The organism is Niallia sp. Sow4_A1, assembly GCF_052116745.1.
GTDB classification, from domain to species: Bacteria; Bacillota; Bacilli; order Bacillales; family Cytobacillaceae; genus Niallia; species Niallia hominis.
Genome location: NZ_JBQKKM010000071.1, coordinates 1 through 19,107 on the forward strand (window position 1 = coordinate 1; position 19,107 = coordinate 19,107).

Genomic DNA, 19,107 nt, shown 5'->3' on the forward strand with positions numbered 1-19,107 from the left:
TCAGCCTTTCCTCTATTTCCCGCAGGAGTCGACCGTCCTCCGCTCCATTTCACTTCATTTTTAAACCTTTTTCTAAAATATAAATACGAACGATCATGTAAACTTACCGCACAATCGTTAGTATTTATTGTTAGCTGAAATGTTTATGTCCCAGTCTCTTTTGTATGTTTTTATAAGTGTTTGTTTTTCAATAATAACAACCAATGAAGTACAATTATGTATGTGCCTTCATTGGTTAAATATTTATATAAACTTATTTTAATTCGTTTTTGTTTCATCAATGTGTTTTAAACGAAAGAAAGCAGCAACAGCAGCGATTAAAGTAATCGCGCAAAGCAAATAAAATTGAAAGTGCTCCATATGCTTCATTAAAATAGCCATAATAGGTGGTCCAGCTGCCACTCCAATAAAGCGCATACTACTATAAATGCTTGTGATGGTTCCTCTTTCTTCCTTTTCAATCCCTTCTGTTATTAAGGCATCAAGAGGGGGTAAGCTTCCTCCAATTCCGATACCTGCAAACGTAAGGAAGATAATAATGAACCACATTTTTTCTGAAAAATTGAGAGCAATTGTTCCAGTAATTATCGCTAGTAAGCCAATAAATGTTATCCAGCGCATTAAATTTTTGTCTTTTTTTATTTTTTTTCCAGTAATGTAGGAAGTAAGGCATAATGCTCCGAGCGGCATGGAGAGATATAGCCCTTTTTTAATATTTTTAATATGATAATGCTTTTCCAATATATCTGATAAATAAAACAGCTCCGCAAATAAAACGAACATAACAATAGCTCCAATAAAGAAAATGGCGTACAGCCATTTTTTGTCTTGGTGCAATATTTCTTTCGTATGTTGAATAAATTCTTTGAACGGTAAAGGCTTTTCTTTACTTTTTGGTGATTTAACAAAGATCATTATTAAAACGATGGAAATGAAACAAAAGACAGGAATAGACATAAAAGGGATATACCATATAAATCCTGCTAAAAATGCTCCTAGGATTGGACTAAGTACTTTTCCAAATGTATTGGCTGTTTCAATAATCCCTAATGTACTACTCACCTCTTCTTCGTTTTTAAATAAATCGCCTACTAATGGTAATACAATTGGGAATGCTCCAGCTGCACCAACACCTTGAAGTGCTCTTCCGAGAAGAATGACCCAATAGCTATTATCTATTAACCATGCAGCAATTCCTGAAATGACCCCACCAATCCCAGCGATAATTAAACTTGGAATAATCACCCGTTTTCGACCGATGTGATCCGATAAATAGCCTGCTACGGGTATCAATATTATCGCTAAAATAGAATATACAGTAATAATCATACTTACTTTAAAAGAGGATATATTCAGCTTTTGTTCAATTGATGGCAATACTGGAATCAGCATGCTATTTCCAAGGGTCATTACTAACGGGATGGAAGAAAGTGAGAATATCGACATTTTAGAAACCTTTACATTTTGTTTCTTAGTTGTCTTGTGCATTTTATTTGTAAGGTTACCTATTCTTTTTTCATCATTTACATGATCCATTTTCATTCTCCCTGCTTTCAAATAGTTAACTATAGTTAATATGTACAGGTGAGATAAAAATTAACGCGATTTTCTCCCTCCAAAAAATGGTTATTTCACTTTTGCCAACTCCTTTCTTCTTTTCTTTAACTAATATGATATGATGAAATAAAAATGATGGTGGTGTGTAAAAGTGGGGGAAGTTATTGCTTTAAGCATTGGTAAAGAAAAAGCATTTACATGGAAAGATAAAATGGTTCATTCGGCAATTGGAAAAGAGAAAGTGGAAGAAGTGTTATTAACAGTTGATGGCTTTGTTGGCGATGGTGTTGCGAATAAGGCTTTTCATGGTGGGAAAGAAAGAGCGGTATGCTATTATCCTTTTGAACATTATAAAAAGTGGGAAGAGGAATTTAAAATAAAGCTTAATCCACCTGCTTTTGGAGAAAATATTTGTGGAACAGAATTTACGGAACATAATACATATATTGGCGATATCTTTTCTTTAGGGAAAGCGATTGTACAAGTAACCCAAGGAAGGGTTCCTTGTTCTACTATTTCAAAATATAATGAAGTGGACACATTTTTAAGCAGAATAGTGGAAACTTGTTATACGGGCTATTTTCTAAAAGTTATCGAAGAAGGAATGGTAAATGCGAATTCAAGCTTTCAATTAATAGAACGTCCCCAAGATAAAGTCTCCGTTTGGGATGCAACGAAAGTGATGCTTCTAGATCGTAAAAATAAAGATGCGATGTTAACGATATTACAAATCGAACAATTAGCAGAGGATTGGAAAAACCGCTATAAAAAAGCGCTTGAAAAAATCAATTAAAATTTTTAGTGGAAAATAGTTGACTTTTATTATATAGTTCCATATCATATAAGTAACATATCGAACGGCAATGAAGAAGAGTAGTACCTTTATTGAAAACCTCAGAGAGCTGGTGGTTGGTGCAAACCAGTGTGGACGATAAAGAGAATGGACTTCTGAGCTTCTAAACCGAACCAATTTTTTGTAGTAGGCTTTAGCGAACGTCTCATCGTTACAAGAGACAGAAATTTAGTTGTATTTCGACGGATTTCTTAAAGTGAGCTTAAATTATTAAGCTAATGAAGGTGGCACCACGGGTCTCTCGTCCTTTTTATAGGAGAGAGGCCCTTTTTGTTTTATAAAAAAATAACTAATACTGCAAAAGCAATGAAGAAGAGTAGTAAGTATAAACACGATGTTAAAGAGAGTCGGTGGCTGGTGTGAACCGATACATTCCTTATACTGAATGGACTTCTGAGTGTGAATCTGAAAATATAGTAGGGTTCAACGGTATCCTCCGTTATCGGGATAGAGTATAAATTGTACTCGAAAAGTGAGAGTGAATAATCACTCTAACCTGAGGTGGTACCGCGGTTAATTAATCGTCCTCTATCTGCAAAAGAATCATGCAGATAGGGGACTTTTTTTGTTGGCTAATATTCAATGTTTTAATAAAAAGCGTCAAACAAGGAGGATTTAATGATGAAAACCAATATTTTATTAATAGATGAAATTCAAGGAGATACATTAACGCCTATAGGGATTTATCAAAGACTATCTGGAAAAAAGAAATTCCTGCTCGAAAGCTCTCTAAAACATGAAGATTCAGGACGATATTCCATCATAGGATGTAATCCAACATTTGAGCTTATTGGAAGTGGTTTTGAAACAATGATTCTTGATGGAGATAAACGAGAAATAAGAAAAGAAAGGGCACTTGATTTGGTAAAAGAATTCTTGCCAGAAAATCAAGCAGAACTTCCTCATTTCTTGCCAGTAAATGCAGGAGCATTCGGTTATGTAGGCTATGACAATATAAGGCAATATGAATATATCGGTCCAGACGCTAAGGATGAAATAGGAATACCAGATGTGCATCTTATGTTTTTTGAAGATTTAGTAATTTTTGACCATTTAGAACAAAAAGTTTATTTGGTTGCAAGTCCATTAAAGGAAACGACAACAGAACAAGAGCTAAGATTTCGACTGCAGATTAGAAAGCTAGAGGTCACTGCTCCTTATAAAGAGGACTTACCGGAAGTGAAACTAACTCCATTTCAGGCAAGCATTTCGAAAGAGCAATTTATCGAGAAGGTTAACAAAGCAAAGGATTATATTTTGGAAGGGGATATCTTCCAAGTAGTTCCATCCCAAAGGATGACTGCTGAAATAGAGGGATCTGCTTTTTCTTATTATCGAAAACTTCGCATTAAAAATCAGTCACCATATATGTATTTTTTCGATTTTGAGGAGTATGCAGTGCTTGGAAGTTCACCCGAAAGCTTAATTAAAGCAGTTAACGGAAAAGTAATAACAAATCCAATTGCTGGAACGAGGCCAAGAGGAGCGACGTTGGAGGAAGATATAAAGCTAGAGCAAGAGCTGTTGGTAGATGAAAAGGAATTAGCAGAGCATAAAATGCTAGTTGATTTAGCAAGAAACGATGTTGGAAAAGTTAGTGGTTTTGGTAGTATCTCTGTTGATAAGTATATCAAAGTAGAAAAGTATAAGCATGTTATGCATCTTGTTTCAGAGGTAAGCGGAGAATTAAAGAAAGATTTCAAATGTGTAGATGCACTTGTTTCTTGTTTACCTGCCGGGACAGTATCAGGAGCTCCTAAAATACGTGCTATGCAGATTATCAATGAATTAGAAGGAACAAAAAGAGGAGTCTATTCAGGGGCTGTTGGCTATTTTTCAAAAAATGGAAACATGGACTTTGCCCTAGCAATTCGCACAATGGTTATTAAAGACAAAAAGGCATACATTCAGGCTGGTGCAGGGATCGTGCATGATTCTGTTCCAGTAAAGGAATATGAGGAAACGATTCATAAACTAAAATTATTCTTGGAGGAACAGCATGATTTTATTAATCGATAATTATGACTCTTTTACGTATAACTTATTTCAGTATTTAGGAGAATTAGGGGAAGAGATTACGGTTGTTCGAAATGATGAAATTTCGATTGAGGCAATTCGTCGCTTAAATCCAGAACGGATTGTTCTTTCACCTGGACCAGGTAGACCTGAAAATGCAGGCATTTTAATTGAGCTTATTCAAACTCTTTATCAGGAGTTTCCGATTCTTGGCATTTGTCTTGGACATCAGGCAATTGGATATGCATTTGGATCAGAAGTAGTAAAAGCCTCTAATGTAATGCACGGGAAAACATCGAAATTAAAGGTAACAAATAACTCCGTTTTTCGAAATATAGAAGACCCGGAAGTGATGCGATACCACTCTCTTGTTATTAAGAAGGATACATTAAATGAGGAATTCGAAGTCTTGGCTAACTCAACAGACGACAACGAGATTATGGCGATAAAGCATAAGAAGTATCCGTTATATGGCTATCAGTTTCATCCAGAGTCAATAGGGACTGACTGCGGAAAACAGTTGTTGAAAAATTTTATCATGGAAACTGGAAAGGAAGTTCAAAGATGAAAGAATACGTAGAAAAATTAATGGCGAATCAATCATTAACGGAAGCTGAAATGGAAAATGCGGCAAGCCTCCTTTTTTCAGATGAAATAACAGATACAGAGATTGCGGCTTTTATTACAAGCTTAAAAATGAAGGGAGAAACAGTAGAGGAAATAGTCGGTATCGTAAATGCTGTACGAAAACAGACTCTCCCTTTTTCCGAAACAATAATGGGCTGTATTGATAACTGTGGTACTGGTGGAGACAGATCTCAAAGCTTTAATATAAGCAGCACTTCAGCATTTGTTTTAGCAGGAGCAGGAATACCTGTAGCTAAGCATGGAAATCGCAGTATTTCTAGTAAAACAGGAAGTGCAGATGTCTTAGAAGAACTAGGAATAAAACTAAATGTGACTCCAGAACAGAATATTCGTCAATTAGAAGAAGTAGGAATTACATTTCTATTTGCTCAGCATGTTCAACCGAAAATGGGCAGAATTATGAAGGTTCGAAGAGAATTAAAGCTTCCAACGATTTTTAATTTAATTGGACCATTAACAAACCCAATATCCCTTGAAACGCAAGTATTAGGAATATATAGAAGTGATTTACTTGTAACTTTTGCTGAAAGTTTAAAAAAATTAGGCAGAAAGCGAGCTGTTGTTTTAAATGGTGCAGGCGGAATGGATGAAGCCTCTTTACAAGGTGATAATCAACTGGTGATTTTGCAAAATGGAAAAATAGAGGAAACGATCCTTAATCCAGAAGATGTAAACCTCCCTTATTATACAAATGGAAAAATACGTGGAGGAGACGCAAAGGAAAATGCCACAATATTATGGAATGTCTTAAAGGGGAAAAAGGGTGCTTATCGTGATACGGTACTTTTAAATGCAGGCATCGGTATTTATACGGCAGGAAGAGCTGACAGTATTATCGAAGGAGTAAATGCAGCGAAGGAAAGTATTGATTCAGGAGCAGCACTTCATAAATTAAATCAATTAGTGGAGACAAGCAAAGAATTCGAAGGGGCAGGGATATAAAGTGGAAACCATCTTGGATAAAATTATTGCAAAAAAAAGCGAAACGATTGAAGAATTATATAAAAGAAAAGAAGAGTTGAAGACAGTCGTTCAAAGCAAGGAAAGAAGATCGTTATTAAATAAAATAATGCAGGCAGAAGCATTATCCGTAATTGCTGAGTTTAAGCGGGCTTCTCCATCAAAGGGAGATATCAATGTGGAGAAGGATCCAAAGGAACAAGCTAAAATGTATGAATTATATGGTGCAGATGCTATCTCTGTGTTAACAGATACCCCCTTTTTTAAAGGATCATACGAGGATTTGGCAAAAGTGAGAGAAGCGGTTAATTTGCCCATTCTATGCAAGGATTTTATTGTTGATAAGATTCAAATCGATTTCGCTAAAGCATATGGTGCAGACCTCATATTACTAATAGCAGCTGCATTAGAGGACGAAAAGCTGCATGAATTATATACGTATGCAACGAAATTAGGGCTGGAAGTATTGCTTGAAGTTCATAATGAAGAAGAATTGGAAAGAGCCTTAAAAACAGATGCTCCGTTAATTGGTGTGAATAACAGAGACTTAAAAACATTTGAAGTATCACTGGAAACAACCGAAAAATTAGCTGGGAAAATTAAGAATAGTGGCAGATACATGGTTAGCGAAAGTGGTATAGCCACATTTGAGGATATTTTAAAGGTTACATCTAGTGGAGCGAATGCTGTTTTAGTTGGGGAGACCTTTATGAAAGCAACAGACCTTGAAAGCAAAATCAAAGAAATGAAAGTATCTTTGGGGGGCTTGAGATAAAGTGAAAGTAAAAATTTGTGGCATTACAACAAAAGATGCAGCAGCATGTGCCGTTCAATATGGAGCGGATGCATTAGGCTTTGTATTTGCGAATAGTAAACGGAAAATAAATCCAGAAAAGGCGAAAGAAATTATTGATACTCTCCCTAAAGATATAATGAAGGTGGGCGTATTTGTCAATGAGACTAAAGAGAATATAGAGAAAATTGTGAAATTATCAGGTATTAATACAATTCAGCTTCATGGAGATGAAACGCCAGAATTTGCTTCAAGCTTTTCTTTGCCAATAATTAAGGCATTTAGTATATCATCCAAAGAAGATCTTCAACAAGTAACTGCTTTTCCATGTGAATATGCCCTACTAGATAGTCCGAGAGGAAAGTATCATGGAGGAAATGGAATAGCATTTGACTGGAGCATTATTAAAAATTATGACTTCGGCCAAAAGCAAATTATCCTTGCTGGCGGATTAAATATATCAAACTTAGCTGAAGCCATCCAAATAACCAATCCTTTTATGGTGGATGTTAGCAGTGGAGTGGAAACGGATGGAAAGAAAGATTTAGTGAAAATCAAGAATTTTTTACAAATTGGAAAAACAGTTCATATTTAAGAAAAGAGGGAGCTATCATGGCAGAAACATATGCGTTTCCAGATAAAAGAGGACATTTCGGGTTGTATGGAGGTAGATACGTACCAGAGACATTGATGCAGGCAGTAACAGAACTTGAAACAGAATATAAGAAAGCGCAGCAGGATCCAGCTTTTCATAAGGAATTAAATAATTTGCTTAAGGATTATGTCGGAAGAGAAACACCCCTTTATTTTGCAGAAAATCTAACAAAATACGCTGGTGGCGCAAAAATTTATTTAAAGAGAGAAGATTTGAATCATACAGGAGCTCATAAAATTAATAACTCCTTAGGCCAAGCATTACTGGCAAAAAGAATGGGCAAAAAGAAAGTTGTAGCGGAAACAGGAGCTGGACAGCATGGTGTTGCCACAGCAACAGCCTGTGCGCTATTAAACTTAGAATGTACGATTTTTATGGGGGAAGAGGATATTAGAAGGCAAAAGCTGAATGTATTCCGAATGGAATTACTAGGAGCAAAAGTAGTTGGCGTTACTTCTGGAAGTGCCACACTTAAGGATGCTTGTAATGAAGCCTTACGCTATTGGGTAACAAATGTTGTTGATACTCACTATATTTTAGGGTCTGTAATGGGACCACATCCATTCCCAATGATGGTCCGTGATTTTCAAAGTGTCATTGGGAAAGAAGCAAAAAAACAATACGTTGAAAAAGTCGGAAATCTTCCAGAAGCGATCGTTGCCTGTATTGGTGGCGGCAGTAATGCAATGGGTATTTTTTATCCGTTTATCGAGGATGAAAGTGTTGCTTTATATGGAGTAGAGGCTTCGGGACATGGTCTTGGTACGGAAAAGCATGCTGCTTCCTTATCAAAAGGGAAACCAGGTGTATTACATGGCTCTTATATGTATTTGCTACAAAATGATGATGGGCAAATTCAAGAAGCACATTCAATTTCTGCAGGCTTAGATTATCCAGGTATTGGTCCTGAGCATAGCTATCTTCATGATATTGGACGTGCAACCTATGAATCAATCACCGATGATGAAGCTTTTGAAGCACTGCAGCTTCTTTGTAAAGTGGAAGGGATTATTCCTGCATTAGAGAGTGCTCATGCAATTAGCTATGCAGTAAAACTTGCTGCTAAGATGGATAAGGAAAAAGGGATTATTGTTTGCTTGTCTGGTAGAGGAGATAAGGATGTAAATACAGTGATGGAAAGAATGGGGGAATAAAAATGAAGACAATTCGAGAAGTCTTTCATGAGGTGCTTGAAAAAGGAGATAAAGCGTTTGTTCCATATATAATGGCTGGAGACGGTGGTCTTGAAACGTTGAAGGATAAAGTGCTCTTTCTTGAAGAAGCAGGAGCAACTGCCATTGAATTAGGCATTCCTTTCTCTGACCCTGTAGCAGATGGACCGATTATTCAATCCGCAGGCATCCGTTCCCTTCAAGCAGGAACAACACTTAAAGGTGTATTTGAATCGATTCAATCTTTTAGAGAGTTAACTACTATTCCACTTGTGATGATGACCTATTTAAATCCTATATTAGCATACGGAGTAGAGGTATTTTTCCAAGACTGTGAAAAAGCATCAATAAATGGACTGATTGTCCCTGATTTACCGGTAGAAGAAGAAGTAATCATAGAAAAATTAGCTGCAAAGCATCATGTTGAAATAATCCGATTAGTGACATTAACAAGTCCGTTAGAACGAATTGAAAACATTGCTAAAAAAGGAAATGGCTTCTTATATGCCGTAACGGTAAACGGTATAACGGGATCGAGAACTAGCTTCCAAGAACATTTAGGTACACATTTACTAAAGGTTAAGGAAGTAAGTCCCATCCCAGTCCTAGCAGGATTCGGCATTTCTTCTCCAGAGCATGTTACCAGTATGACAGAATATTGTGATGGTGTAATCGTTGGAAGTAGAATCGTGGAACTTTTTTCAGAGAACAAGTTAGAGGAAATAAAGGAACTGATTGCTGCAAGTAAAAAAGGAAACACATTATCTGCTATTTAAAAGGTGGAATCCTCTCTTCTTCATTCTGGTTCAGAATAAGGAGGGAGGATTTTTGCCTAATCTGTTTGATAAGTAGTGAAATGATATCGAGAGATAGAAGGGAAGAAATTCATCCGTAAAAGGGCTGTTCGAAAAGTTCAGCCCTTTTAAAAGATTATTCACCATATGAAAGATTTTGATATAGCTTATTTTCCTTCGTTAGCTCGGTGATAAGAGGGGAAACAGCATGCTGTTTAAAGGAAAATTCAGGAACGATAAAGGAAAAGTATCTGATGATTGGGACATTTTTAATACGTAATATACTAAGGGTATCCATAAACATTTCTTTCTGGACTGCATATTTAGAAACAATCGATATCCCTAAATCAGCTTCCACAGACTCTTTAATAATTTGTGTGCTTCCAAATGAGCGAACACTCGGTGGATCAAAGTTTTGGTTTTGAAAAAACTGATTTACTACTTCTCTTGTTCCTGAACCTTCTTCTCTAAGTATCCAAGTCTCATCATACAAATATTTTAATTCTATGGATGAAAGACTGGCAAAACGATGATTTTTACTAACAATAATGACAAGTTCATCTTCTTTAAATGGTGTTATGCTTAAATGTGGATGATGTTTCAAATGACTATCAATGATTCCTAGATCAATTTCTCCATGTAGCAATTGATCGATAATGCGATTCGAGTTTCTTATACTTATCATAGGATTATCATGTTTCTTGTCTTTTTTTATATAGTCTGCAATTACTTTCGGAAGTAAATATTCTCCGAATGTGAAGCTAGAGCCAATGGATAGTGGACGGCTTTTCGTTTCAGAGAGGTGACCAATCAAATTATTCACTTCTTTGTACTCAGATAAAATTTTCTTTGCATGAAAATAAAATAATTCGCCTGCTTTTGTTAGTCTTACATATTTATTCGTTCGGTCTAAAAAGGTAACATTATACTTTTTTTCAAGTGCTTTAATGGAAAGCGTTACTGCAGATTGAGTAATATGTAAGCTTTCTGCTGCCCTAGTAAAATTTAGTTTTTCAGCAACTGTCACAAAGGTCAATAAATGATAATCCAAAAAAACACACTCCTTTAATAAACGATAGAATGGATGTTAAGACATATTTGTCGCAGTTTATATACCAAAATAGGCTAAAGGAAATTCATATAAGTAATAGAAAATTATCTCTTTCTATTATTATACTAAAAAGGAGTGTGGATAAAAACAGGAGTTGATAGAATAATGCAAAAATAATGAATATTTACTAAATATTTTTTTATCCATTTTATTGAATAATTAAACAATCAGACCATACTCCTATTTTGTAAGGTATTTCGCTTGATTTATGTCGAATATATAAACTGAAACTTCCATTCGTAAGTTATGTTTTCACTGATGATAGTAGAAACCAGAGCTATACGGACAGTTGAACTCTTACCAACTATCTTCAAAATCGCATAAAGCTTGCAGGCAGATTTTTACTGTCCGTTAAGAAATGGACAAATATTTATCTTGTGGAAATTGCAAATAACTACTATAATCAATAATGATTCTCAATATAGGTGAATGTATAAAAAGAAAAGAATTGTTCGATGCAGACAGAAACTACGTAAATGGAATGATAGTATTTCGTTTATGTAGTAACTGGAACGAATGATAAAAGAGGATGACAAATTAGAAAGGTTAGGTGTGAAGGAGAAAAATTATGATTAAACGTTTTTTTTCATATTATAAACCACATAAAAAATTATTTACGCTCGACTTCTCAAGTGCAATCGTTGTTGCACTATTAGAGCTTGCTTTTCCACTTGCGGTTTCTTGGTATATTGATGATTTGCTTCCAGAAGGAAATTGGGGCACGATTTTATCCGTAGGTGTGGGATTATTGCTATTATATGTAACAAGTACCTTTCTTCAATATATAGTCAATTATTGGGGCCATAAACTTGGGATAAATATTGAAACAGATATGCGAGGCCAATTATTTACCCATGTGCAAAGACAATCATTTTCTTTTTTTGATAATACAAAAACTGGCCATATCATGAGTCGTATTACCAATGATTTATTTGATATAGGAGAACTTGCCCATCATGGACCTGAGGATTTATTTATTGCTTTTATGACATTTGTTGGTGCATTTTGGATTATGCTTACGATTAATATAAAACTAGCATTAATTGTTATCTTTATCGTTCCAATTCTAGTTTGGCTCATTACATACTGTAACAAAAGCATGAATAAGGCATGGGGCCATATGTATGGGGATATTGCAGATGTAAATGCTAGAGTGGAAGATAGTGTCTCTGGTGTACGTGTAGTTCAATCTTTTACAAATGAAGACTATGAAATTTCTAGATTTACAGTAAATAATAGAAGATTCCGTAAGGCAAAAATAGGTGCATATAAAGTAATGTCGCTTACGTCTTCTTCTGTCTATATGTTAATGAGATTCTTTACTTTAGTAGTTTTAGTCTTTGGTGCTTGGCTAACCTTTCATGATCAAATGAAAATCGGGGAACTAGTATCTTTCATTTTGTTTGTAAATATATTGCAAAAACCAATTGATAAAATTAGTGTCATATTAGAACTATATCCAAAGGGAATGGCTGGATTTAAGCGTTTCTTAGAATTGCTAGATTCAGAACCAAAGATTTTAGATAAGAAAGATGCAATAGAAGTAAATGGATTAAAGGGAGATATTACACTACAGGATGTAACGTTTAGTTATGACAGTAATCCTGTTTTGAAAAATATTAATTTGTCCATAACTGCTGGTGAAACGATTGCTTTTGTCGGACCTTCTGGTGCCGGTAAAACGACGATTTGTTCGTTAATTCCTCGTTTTTATGATGTGAATAGTGGGAGTATCAAGATTGACGGAATGGATATTCGTGATATGACGATGAAATCATTAAGATCGCAAATTGGAATTGTACAGCAGGATGTATTTTTATTTACAGGTACGTTAAAAGAAAATATTGCTTACGGTAATTTAAATGCGTCAGATGAAGAAATTCATGAAGCAGTTAGAAGAGCACATCTCGAAGATTTAGTGCTTAAATTGCCAGATGGTTATGAAACGCAGATTGGTGAAAGAGGTTTGAAGCTGTCAGGTGGACAGAAGCAAAGAATCGCTATTGCTCGGATGTTCCTAAAAAACCCGCCCATTCTCATATTAGATGAAGCGACTTCTGCACTTGATACAGAAACGGAATTAATTATCCAAAATTCATTAAATGAGCTAGCTAAAAACCGTACAACACTAGTGATTGCACATCGCCTTGCGACCATTCGCAACGCTGATCGCATTGTTGTAGTTACAGAAAATGGGATAGAAGAAGAAGGAAAACATGATGAATTATTAGCACAGAACGGGATTTTCGCTAACCTTCATCGTGTACAATATCAGCGTTAAGTTTAAGGTCTGTACTTATAATAGTACAGACCTTATTTGGTTCCTTTTATCCTTGATCACGGATTGTTATTATTTTTTACTCGACAACATAAAGAAAACTCAATTTACATAAACACTAGGATAAATATTCAATATGCGATATATTGGATATAAGTTATTGGGTTATTCGATTAAAGAGAGGGGTAAATTATTGAGACCGATTATTTTAGGGATATTTGCAGCGCTATTTTTTGCGTTTACATTTGTGTTGAATCAGTCGATGGAAATAGGTGGAGGAAGCTGGTTATGGAGTGCCTCTTTACGTTATTTTTTTATGTTGCCACTCTTAATTTTAATTGTGGTGTGTAGAAATAACTTAATGGTTGTATGGCAGGAGTTAAAAGAAAATCCTGCTTCTTGGTTAATATGGAGTACTGTTGGTTTTGGTTTCTTTTACGCTGGGATTTGTTTTGCGGGTGCATATGGACCAGGTTGGCTTGTGGCGGGTACTTGGCAGCTTACAATCATTTCTGGCATATTTCTCACACCTTTATTTTATGAAAATAAGATTGGAAGAGATGGAAATCTTCAATCAGTTCGAAAAAAAATACCGTTAAAAAGTTTAACTTTTTCCATTTTAATCGTTGTTGGAGTCATCATTATGCAATTAGAATTTGCTGTATCTATTTCTCTAAAGGATGCTTTATTTTGTCTTATTCCTATACTTATTGCATCATTTGCGTATCCGTTAGGGAATCGAAAGATGATGGAGCTTTGTAATGATAGATTAGATGTTTTTCAACGTGTATTAGGAATGACAATTGCAAGTCTTCCATTTTGGATTCTATTATCTATTATTGGTGTATTAACAGTCGGGCTTCCTGGAAAGCAGCAGGTAGGTCAATCAGCAATCGTGGCAGTATTTTCTGGTATTATTGCGACGGTATTATTTTTTGCAGCAACAGACTTAGTTAAAGACAATATGGTTAAATTAGGGGCTGTAGAAGCAACACAATCATTGGAAGTTTTATTTGCTTTGTTTGGTGAAATAATCTTTTTATCTTCTCCTTTACCAACCTCTATTAGTCTTCTCGGTATTTGTTTTGTAATGCTTGGGATGATTTTGCATAGTGTATATTCGAGTAAGAAAATACACATAAATAGTAGCATTGAAGCATAATCATGGTTTTTGTGACTGAATATTTATTTAAATCATGAAAGATATGTTAAGAATGTAATAACTATATGAAGTTTATTTGGAGTTATCGGAATTTTTTACTTTTTCAAAAGAAATCGTTATACTATGTTAATATGTAGGAATTAATGCTTGTAGATAAAGTGTTGATAAAAATGAATGGCATGTAAGATGAAATTTATTTGTCCAAACAGTAAACAAGATTAAATAGTAATCATCTTACATAGTAAAAAAAGATGCTTTGGCTAAGCAAGATATGAAGCTAGGGCCTTAAGAAAGTGGTATTCTGTCAGTCGTATTTTTTGGCTATCACTTCTAAATATAAAAATTAGGAGGAAAAGCAAAGTGACGAAAAAGTTGGAAGATAAGGACATTAAGCTGATTGCTCTTGACATGGATGGGACATTATTGAATGAAAAAGGGGAAATACCAGAGGAAAACCGAAAAGCAATTAAAGAAGCCCACGATAATGGATTACATGTTGTGTTAAGTACAGGTCGCTCTCTTGCTACTTGTAAGGATCACGCAAAAAGTCTTTTATTAAAATCATATTTAGTTACAGTAAACGGTAGTGAAATTTGGGATACAAAGGGAAATTTAATTGAAAGAAATCTTGTGGATGCCAATCATATCCAATGGATGTGGGGCCTAGCACAGCAACACAAAGCAAAAATGTGGGCAACTAGCTGTGATAAATTATGGTTTGATGAGATGCCGGAAAATGTAAGAGAATTAGAGTGGCTAAAGTTTGGTTTTCATATTGAAGACAATCAAATTAGAGAAAAGGTTTTGAACAGTTTACAAGAGAAGAAATGTTTTGAAATCAGTAATTCATCCCCTGTAAATATTGAGGTAAATGCATTAGGAATTAATAAAGCAAGAGGCCTCAAAAAAGTATGTGAGCTATTACATATCTCAATGGATCAGGTATTGGCAGCTGGAGACAGCCTGAACGATATTAGCATGATTAAAGAAGCTGGCATAGGAGTGGCAATGGGAAATGCTCAGGACTTTGTAAAGGAGACAGCAGATGTTGTAACCTTAACAAATAATGAAAATGGAGTAGCCTATGCAATAAGAAAATGGGCTCTAAATAGAGAAGCTGCAGAAATAAAAAACTAGTTTTTCTGTTCTTCACACTAAAAAATATTTTTTCTGGTCGATAAATAAAAAAAACAATTGAAACCACAGAAAAAACTGCTTATAATTAGTAAAAAGAAAAATGAACGAAGCGAAAGGACTAGTATGTGAGACGCTTTTATAAAAGAGAGTGAAGTTTATAAGCTGAAAGACTTCATTATAAAAGTTCACAGAACCTACCTTTCAAGTCCTATTACAATAGGCGCATTTCTTGCGTTATCAGACAGAGTGGAATCAATTGTTTGAATTGATTCAATAAAGGTGGTACCACGGAAAGCCCTTTTTCGTCCTTTTATAAGGAAATGAAAAGGGCTTTTTTCTATTTCTTTGTAAAAATAGGCGCAGGTTTACTAAAGTTCGGAGGAAATAACATGGAGAAAAAAAGGATTGTCGTAAAAATCGGAAGCAGCTCTCTCACAGATTCAAAGGGTGCAATCGACCAATCAAAATTAGGGGACCATATTGCAAGCATTGCCAATTTAAAAAATAATGGCCATGAAGTATTATTAGTTTCTTCTGGTGCTGTCGCGGCTGGTTTTGCAAAATTAGGCTATCCGACAAGACCAGTCACACTCAAAGGAAAGCAGGCTGCAGCTGCTGTAGGTCAAAGCTTATTAATTCAAAGCTATAATGAACAATTAAGTAAGTATGGCATAGTGCCAGCACAAATTTTAATAACGCGCAACGATTTTTCCAAGCGAGATCGATACCGAAATGCCTATTCCACGCTTACAGAATTATTAGAAAGAAATATTTTGCCTATTATTAATGAGAACGACACTGTATCTGTAGAAGAATTAACATTTGGAGACAATGATATGTTATCCGCTCTCGTTAGTGGTCTTATACATGCAGATCAATTGATTATTCTTACAGATATTAATGGTTTGTATAACAAGAATCCGAAAGAAGACCAATCGGCAAAACGAATTGATTATTTGCCGGAAATTACAGAAGTATGGAAAAACGCAGCAAAAGGTAGTGGATCAAAGGTTGGAACAGGAGGTATGAAATCAAAACTCATTGCAGCAGAAACAGCATTGTCATTAGGTGTAAAGGTATTCATTGGAAAAGGATCGGGTGAAAATAAGTTAATTGATATTATGGATGGTAATGGGGATGGAACTTATATTGGTTCCGATGCGTTAACATTGATTAATAGTAATCGTCAATGGATTTCACTGCATTCCACCGTACAAGGAAGCTTGTATGTCGATGAAGGGGCAGAAATTGCTTTGGTTCATAATGGGAGTAGTTTATTACCAGCAGGGATTTATAAAGTAGAAGGTATTTTTGAAAAAGGGAATGTAGTAGAGGTATTTGGTATAAATGGCATTATTGGAAAAGGTGAAGTGCTTTACTCTTCTGAAGAATTAAAAAAAATCATCACACAAAGAACGGCAGAAAAAAGACTGGATAAAAATCCGAAATTGGAAGTAATTCACCGTGATAAATGGGTGAAAATTTGACAAGGGAGAGATGAAAATGGGAGAGGTTTATCAAAAAGGTGAATTAGCAAAGAAAGCAAGCTATCAATTATTAAATAAATCAACAGATGAAAAGAATGATGCATTATTATTAATTAGTAATCAATTATTAGAAGATAAAGACTTGATTATGGCAGCGAATAAGGTCGATCTTGAAAAGGGAAAAGAAAACGGTCTTACTTCTTCTATATTAGATCGAATTATGCTGGATGAAAAAAGAATGAAGGATATGGCTTCCGCTTTAAAGGAGCTAGTGAAGCTGAAGGATCCAGTGGGTGTAGTAGTGGAAGAAATAGAAAAAGATAATGGTCTAAAAATACTGAAGAAAACAGTTCCAATTGGAGTAATGGGCATGATTTATGAAGCAAGGCCAAATGTTACCATAGATGCGGCAAGCCTTGCCTTGAAAACAGGAAACAGTATTGTCTTAAGAGGGAGTTCTTCAGCGAAGGAATCAAATATAGCACTTGTTCATTCCATTCATAAGGCACTTGAAAAATCAGCTTTGCCTAAAGAAGCTGTTCAATTAATCGAGGATACGAGCAGGGAAACGGCAAAAGAGCTATTCCATTTAAAAGAATTCTTAGATGTTTTAATACCTCGTGGTGGAAAAGGGTTAATTGAAACAGTAGTAAGAGAAGCAACTGTTCCTGTTATTGAAACTGGGGCTGGAAATTGTCATTTATATATCGATGAAACAGCTAATATCGACATGGCAAAAAAAATCAGCTTAAACGGAAAAACTCAGCGCCCATCTGTTTGTAATGCTCTAGAAACTATTTTAATAGAAGAAAAATGGTTTAAGCAAAATGGATTATCGCTATTACAAGCATTAGACAATAGAGGAGTCGAAATTTACGGTGATCAAACAGTTTGTGCTGCATATGAAACAGCAATAGAAGCGACAGAAGATGATTGGTATACAGAATATTCTGCTTTAAAGATTAGTATAAAGGTTGTAAAAGGAGTTATGGATGCAATCAATCATATTAATAAATATGGAACAAAACACTCAGAAGCAATCATTACCGAGAATAAAGAAAATGCAACTACTTTTTTAGCAGGAGTGGATGCAGCAGCAGTCTACCATAATGCTAGTACTAGATTTACAGATGGATTTGAATTCGGCTATGGAGCGGAGATTGGCATAAGTACACAAAAACTTCATGCAAGGGGACCAATGGGACTAAATGCATTAACATCTGTTAAATACTTCATTTATGGAGATGGGCAAGTCAGAAACTAACAGCAGGGTGGAAAAATTCTAGAAAGTGTAGACTCTACTTTTAGATGAAGCCATACATTAGGTAGATTGGATGATGATATTGGAGTATTTAAGTATTTTATTACCGATTTTCTTTATTTTCGCTGTTGGATTTATTGGGCAAAAGAAGCTTCATATTGACATTAAATCTGTATCAGCTGTATCTGTTTATTTAATGACACCATTATTGTCATTTAGTGTATTTTATGAAACAACTTTTACAATGGACTATTTGTATATGACGCTTTATGCATTAACTTTAGTGTTAGGTATTGTTGCTATTGTTTATGTTATTGGCTATTTTAGAGGGTATTCGGTTAGGAAGACATGTGGGATGATTTTATCTTCCGCATTTATGAACAACGGCAATTATGGCACACCACTTGTTTTATTCGTGTTCGGTGAGCCTGGCTTACATTATGCAGTTATTTTAATGGTTATTCAACAATTAATCATGGTGACGATAGGTGTCTACTATGCAGCGAAAGGTTCTGTTGACGACGGGAACGGAACAGATACCTTAAAGAAAGTGCTAAAGGTACCTGTTATGTATGGGGCGATATTAGGTACTATTTTTCATTCCTTGCAAATACCGATTGGAGAAACAATGCTAGAAGCTATTAAACTAGTTGGAAATGCAGCTATACCAACTGTGATGCTTGTATTGGGCATCCAGCTCGCTAATGTAAGTGTCAGAAAAATTGCCTATCGACCTTTATCCATCTCTTTGTTTTTAAAGCTAATTGTCTCGCCAGTTATTGCCTGGCTTCTGACATTCATTTTGCCAGTAGATGAGCTATTAAAGCAAATCATGATCCTACTTGCTGGAATGCCAGCTGCAGCAAACACGACACTTTACGCTGTTCAATATGGAACAGAACCAGATTTTGTTTCTTGTGCGACTTTATTTAGTACATTAGCTAGTTTAATAACGCTGCCTGTTATTTTATCTCTCATATAACTACACATCTATAAAATATCTTTTCGATATTTTATAGATGTGCTAATAAAACTCATTGAAGTTGAACAAGAATGATAAATCCTTAAACTTTAATCGAATGTAAAAATCTAATCAAGAGGGGGTTAATATGAGATTGAGTCAAGTTTTTGTGGGAGTTTTTTTTAGCTCCCTTTTTATAAAGTAAAACTTCTAATTTTGTATCCGTTTTCTAAATGTTTTCTTTCATCAAAATTTCGTCTTT

16 protein-coding genes and 3 other annotated features are annotated in these 19,107 nt (G+C 35.1%); of the genes, 14 read left to right on the forward strand and 2 right to left on the reverse strand.

The window, feature by feature from the left end:
• Window positions 1-258: 258 nt before the first annotated feature.
• Window positions 259-1,536, reverse strand: coding sequence for an MFS transporter (locus ACTQ5K_RS23670; RefSeq protein ID WP_031536758.1), 1,278 nt, complete (start codon window positions 1,534-1,536; stop codon window positions 259-261).
• 172 nt (window positions 1,537-1,708) lie between these two features.
• Here ACTQ5K_RS23670 and ACTQ5K_RS23675 point away from each other — a divergent pair, with 172 nt between their 5' ends.
• The 8 genes from ACTQ5K_RS23675 (at window position 1,709) to trpA (ending at window position 9,430) form a co-directional block, all read left to right on the forward strand.
• The gene (locus ACTQ5K_RS23675; protein WP_031536759.1) at window positions 1,709-2,350 is read left to right on the forward strand and encodes an MOSC domain-containing protein; all 642 of its coding nucleotides are present in this window, start codon (window positions 1,709-1,711) and stop codon (window positions 2,348-2,350) included.
• Window positions 2,351-2,411: 61 nt separating this feature from the next.
• Window positions 2,412-2,662: a binding site (T-box leader), on the forward strand.
• Between the two features lie 45 nt (window positions 2,663-2,707).
• Window positions 2,708-2,942, forward strand: a binding site (T-box leader).
• A gap of 89 nt (window positions 2,943-3,031) precedes the next feature.
• Entirely contained in the window at window positions 3,032-4,429 is a 1,398-nt protein-coding gene (gene trpE / locus ACTQ5K_RS23680) for an anthranilate synthase component I (RefSeq protein WP_031536760.1), read from the forward strand.
• Window positions 4,410-4,994 (forward strand): anthranilate synthase component II, encoded by a 585-nt coding sequence (locus ACTQ5K_RS23685; RefSeq protein WP_031536761.1) that lies wholly within the window; start codon window positions 4,410-4,412, stop codon window positions 4,992-4,994. Before trpE ends, ACTQ5K_RS23685 begins: the two co-directional genes overlap by 20 nt.
• Window positions 4,991-6,016 carry an anthranilate phosphoribosyltransferase gene (trpD, locus tag ACTQ5K_RS23690; RefSeq protein WP_031536762.1) on the forward strand — a complete coding sequence of 342 codons (1,026 nt, stop codon included), beginning with the start codon at window positions 4,991-4,993 and terminating at the stop codon, window positions 6,014-6,016. The genes ACTQ5K_RS23685 and trpD overlap by 4 nt, the downstream gene beginning before the upstream one ends.
• A 1-nt stretch (window position 6,017) precedes the next feature.
• The gene (trpC, locus tag ACTQ5K_RS23695) at window positions 6,018-6,809 is read left to right on the forward strand and encodes an indole-3-glycerol phosphate synthase TrpC (RefSeq protein WP_235252146.1); all 792 of its coding nucleotides are present in this window, start codon (window positions 6,018-6,020) and stop codon (window positions 6,807-6,809) included.
• A 1-nt stretch (window position 6,810) separates the two neighbouring features.
• Window positions 6,811-7,422 (forward strand): phosphoribosylanthranilate isomerase, encoded by a 612-nt coding sequence (locus ACTQ5K_RS23700; protein ID WP_235252145.1) that lies wholly within the window; start codon window positions 6,811-6,813, stop codon window positions 7,420-7,422.
• Between the two features lie 17 nt (window positions 7,423-7,439).
• Window positions 7,440-8,636 (forward strand): tryptophan synthase subunit beta, encoded by a 1,197-nt coding sequence (gene trpB, locus ACTQ5K_RS23705; protein ID WP_031536765.1) that lies wholly within the window; start codon window positions 7,440-7,442, stop codon window positions 8,634-8,636.
• Between the two features lie 2 nt (window positions 8,637-8,638).
• Window positions 8,639-9,430, forward strand: coding sequence for a tryptophan synthase subunit alpha (trpA, locus tag ACTQ5K_RS23710; RefSeq protein ID WP_251628748.1), 792 nt, complete (start codon window positions 8,639-8,641; stop codon window positions 9,428-9,430).
• A 154-nt stretch (window positions 9,431-9,584) separates the two neighbouring features.
• Here the strand turns inward: trpA and ACTQ5K_RS23715 are convergent, their stop codons facing one another.
• The gene (locus ACTQ5K_RS23715; RefSeq protein WP_251628751.1) at window positions 9,585-10,499 is read right to left on the reverse strand and encodes a LysR family transcriptional regulator; all 915 of its coding nucleotides are present in this window, start codon (window positions 10,497-10,499) and stop codon (window positions 9,585-9,587) included.
• A gap of 628 nt (window positions 10,500-11,127) precedes the next feature.
• Between ACTQ5K_RS23715 and ACTQ5K_RS23720 the strand changes: the two genes are divergently transcribed.
• The 6 genes from ACTQ5K_RS23720 (at window position 11,128) to ACTQ5K_RS23745 (ending at window position 18,866) form a co-directional block, all read left to right on the forward strand.
• Window positions 11,128-12,840, forward strand: coding sequence for an ABC transporter ATP-binding protein (locus ACTQ5K_RS23720; protein ID WP_251628753.1), 1,713 nt, complete (start codon window positions 11,128-11,130; stop codon window positions 12,838-12,840).
• Window positions 12,841-13,030: 190 nt separating this feature from the next.
• Entirely contained in the window at window positions 13,031-13,999 is a 969-nt protein-coding gene (locus ACTQ5K_RS23725) for a DMT family transporter (protein WP_031536769.1), read from the forward strand.
• Between the two features lie 360 nt (window positions 14,000-14,359).
• On the forward strand, window positions 14,360-15,136 hold the full coding sequence (locus ACTQ5K_RS23730; protein ID WP_251628757.1) for a Cof-type HAD-IIB family hydrolase: 777 nt from the start codon (window positions 14,360-14,362) through the stop codon (window positions 15,134-15,136).
• A gap of 98 nt (window positions 15,137-15,234) precedes the next feature.
• Window positions 15,235-15,449: a binding site (T-box leader), on the forward strand.
• A gap of 76 nt (window positions 15,450-15,525) precedes the next feature.
• Window positions 15,526-16,623 (forward strand): glutamate 5-kinase, encoded by a 1,098-nt coding sequence (proB, locus tag ACTQ5K_RS23735; RefSeq protein ID WP_251628759.1) that lies wholly within the window; start codon window positions 15,526-15,528, stop codon window positions 16,621-16,623.
• A gap of 16 nt (window positions 16,624-16,639) precedes the next feature.
• A complete protein-coding gene (locus tag ACTQ5K_RS23740) occupies window positions 16,640-17,887 on the forward strand; it encodes a glutamate-5-semialdehyde dehydrogenase (protein WP_031536772.1) in 1,248 nt (415 codons plus the stop codon).
• Window positions 17,888-17,966: 79 nt separating this feature from the next.
• Complete coding sequence (locus ACTQ5K_RS23745) at window positions 17,967-18,866, forward strand: AEC family transporter (RefSeq protein WP_251628784.1); 900 nt, start codon at window positions 17,967-17,969, stop codon at window positions 18,864-18,866.
• Window positions 18,867-19,107: the final 241 nt, after the last annotated feature.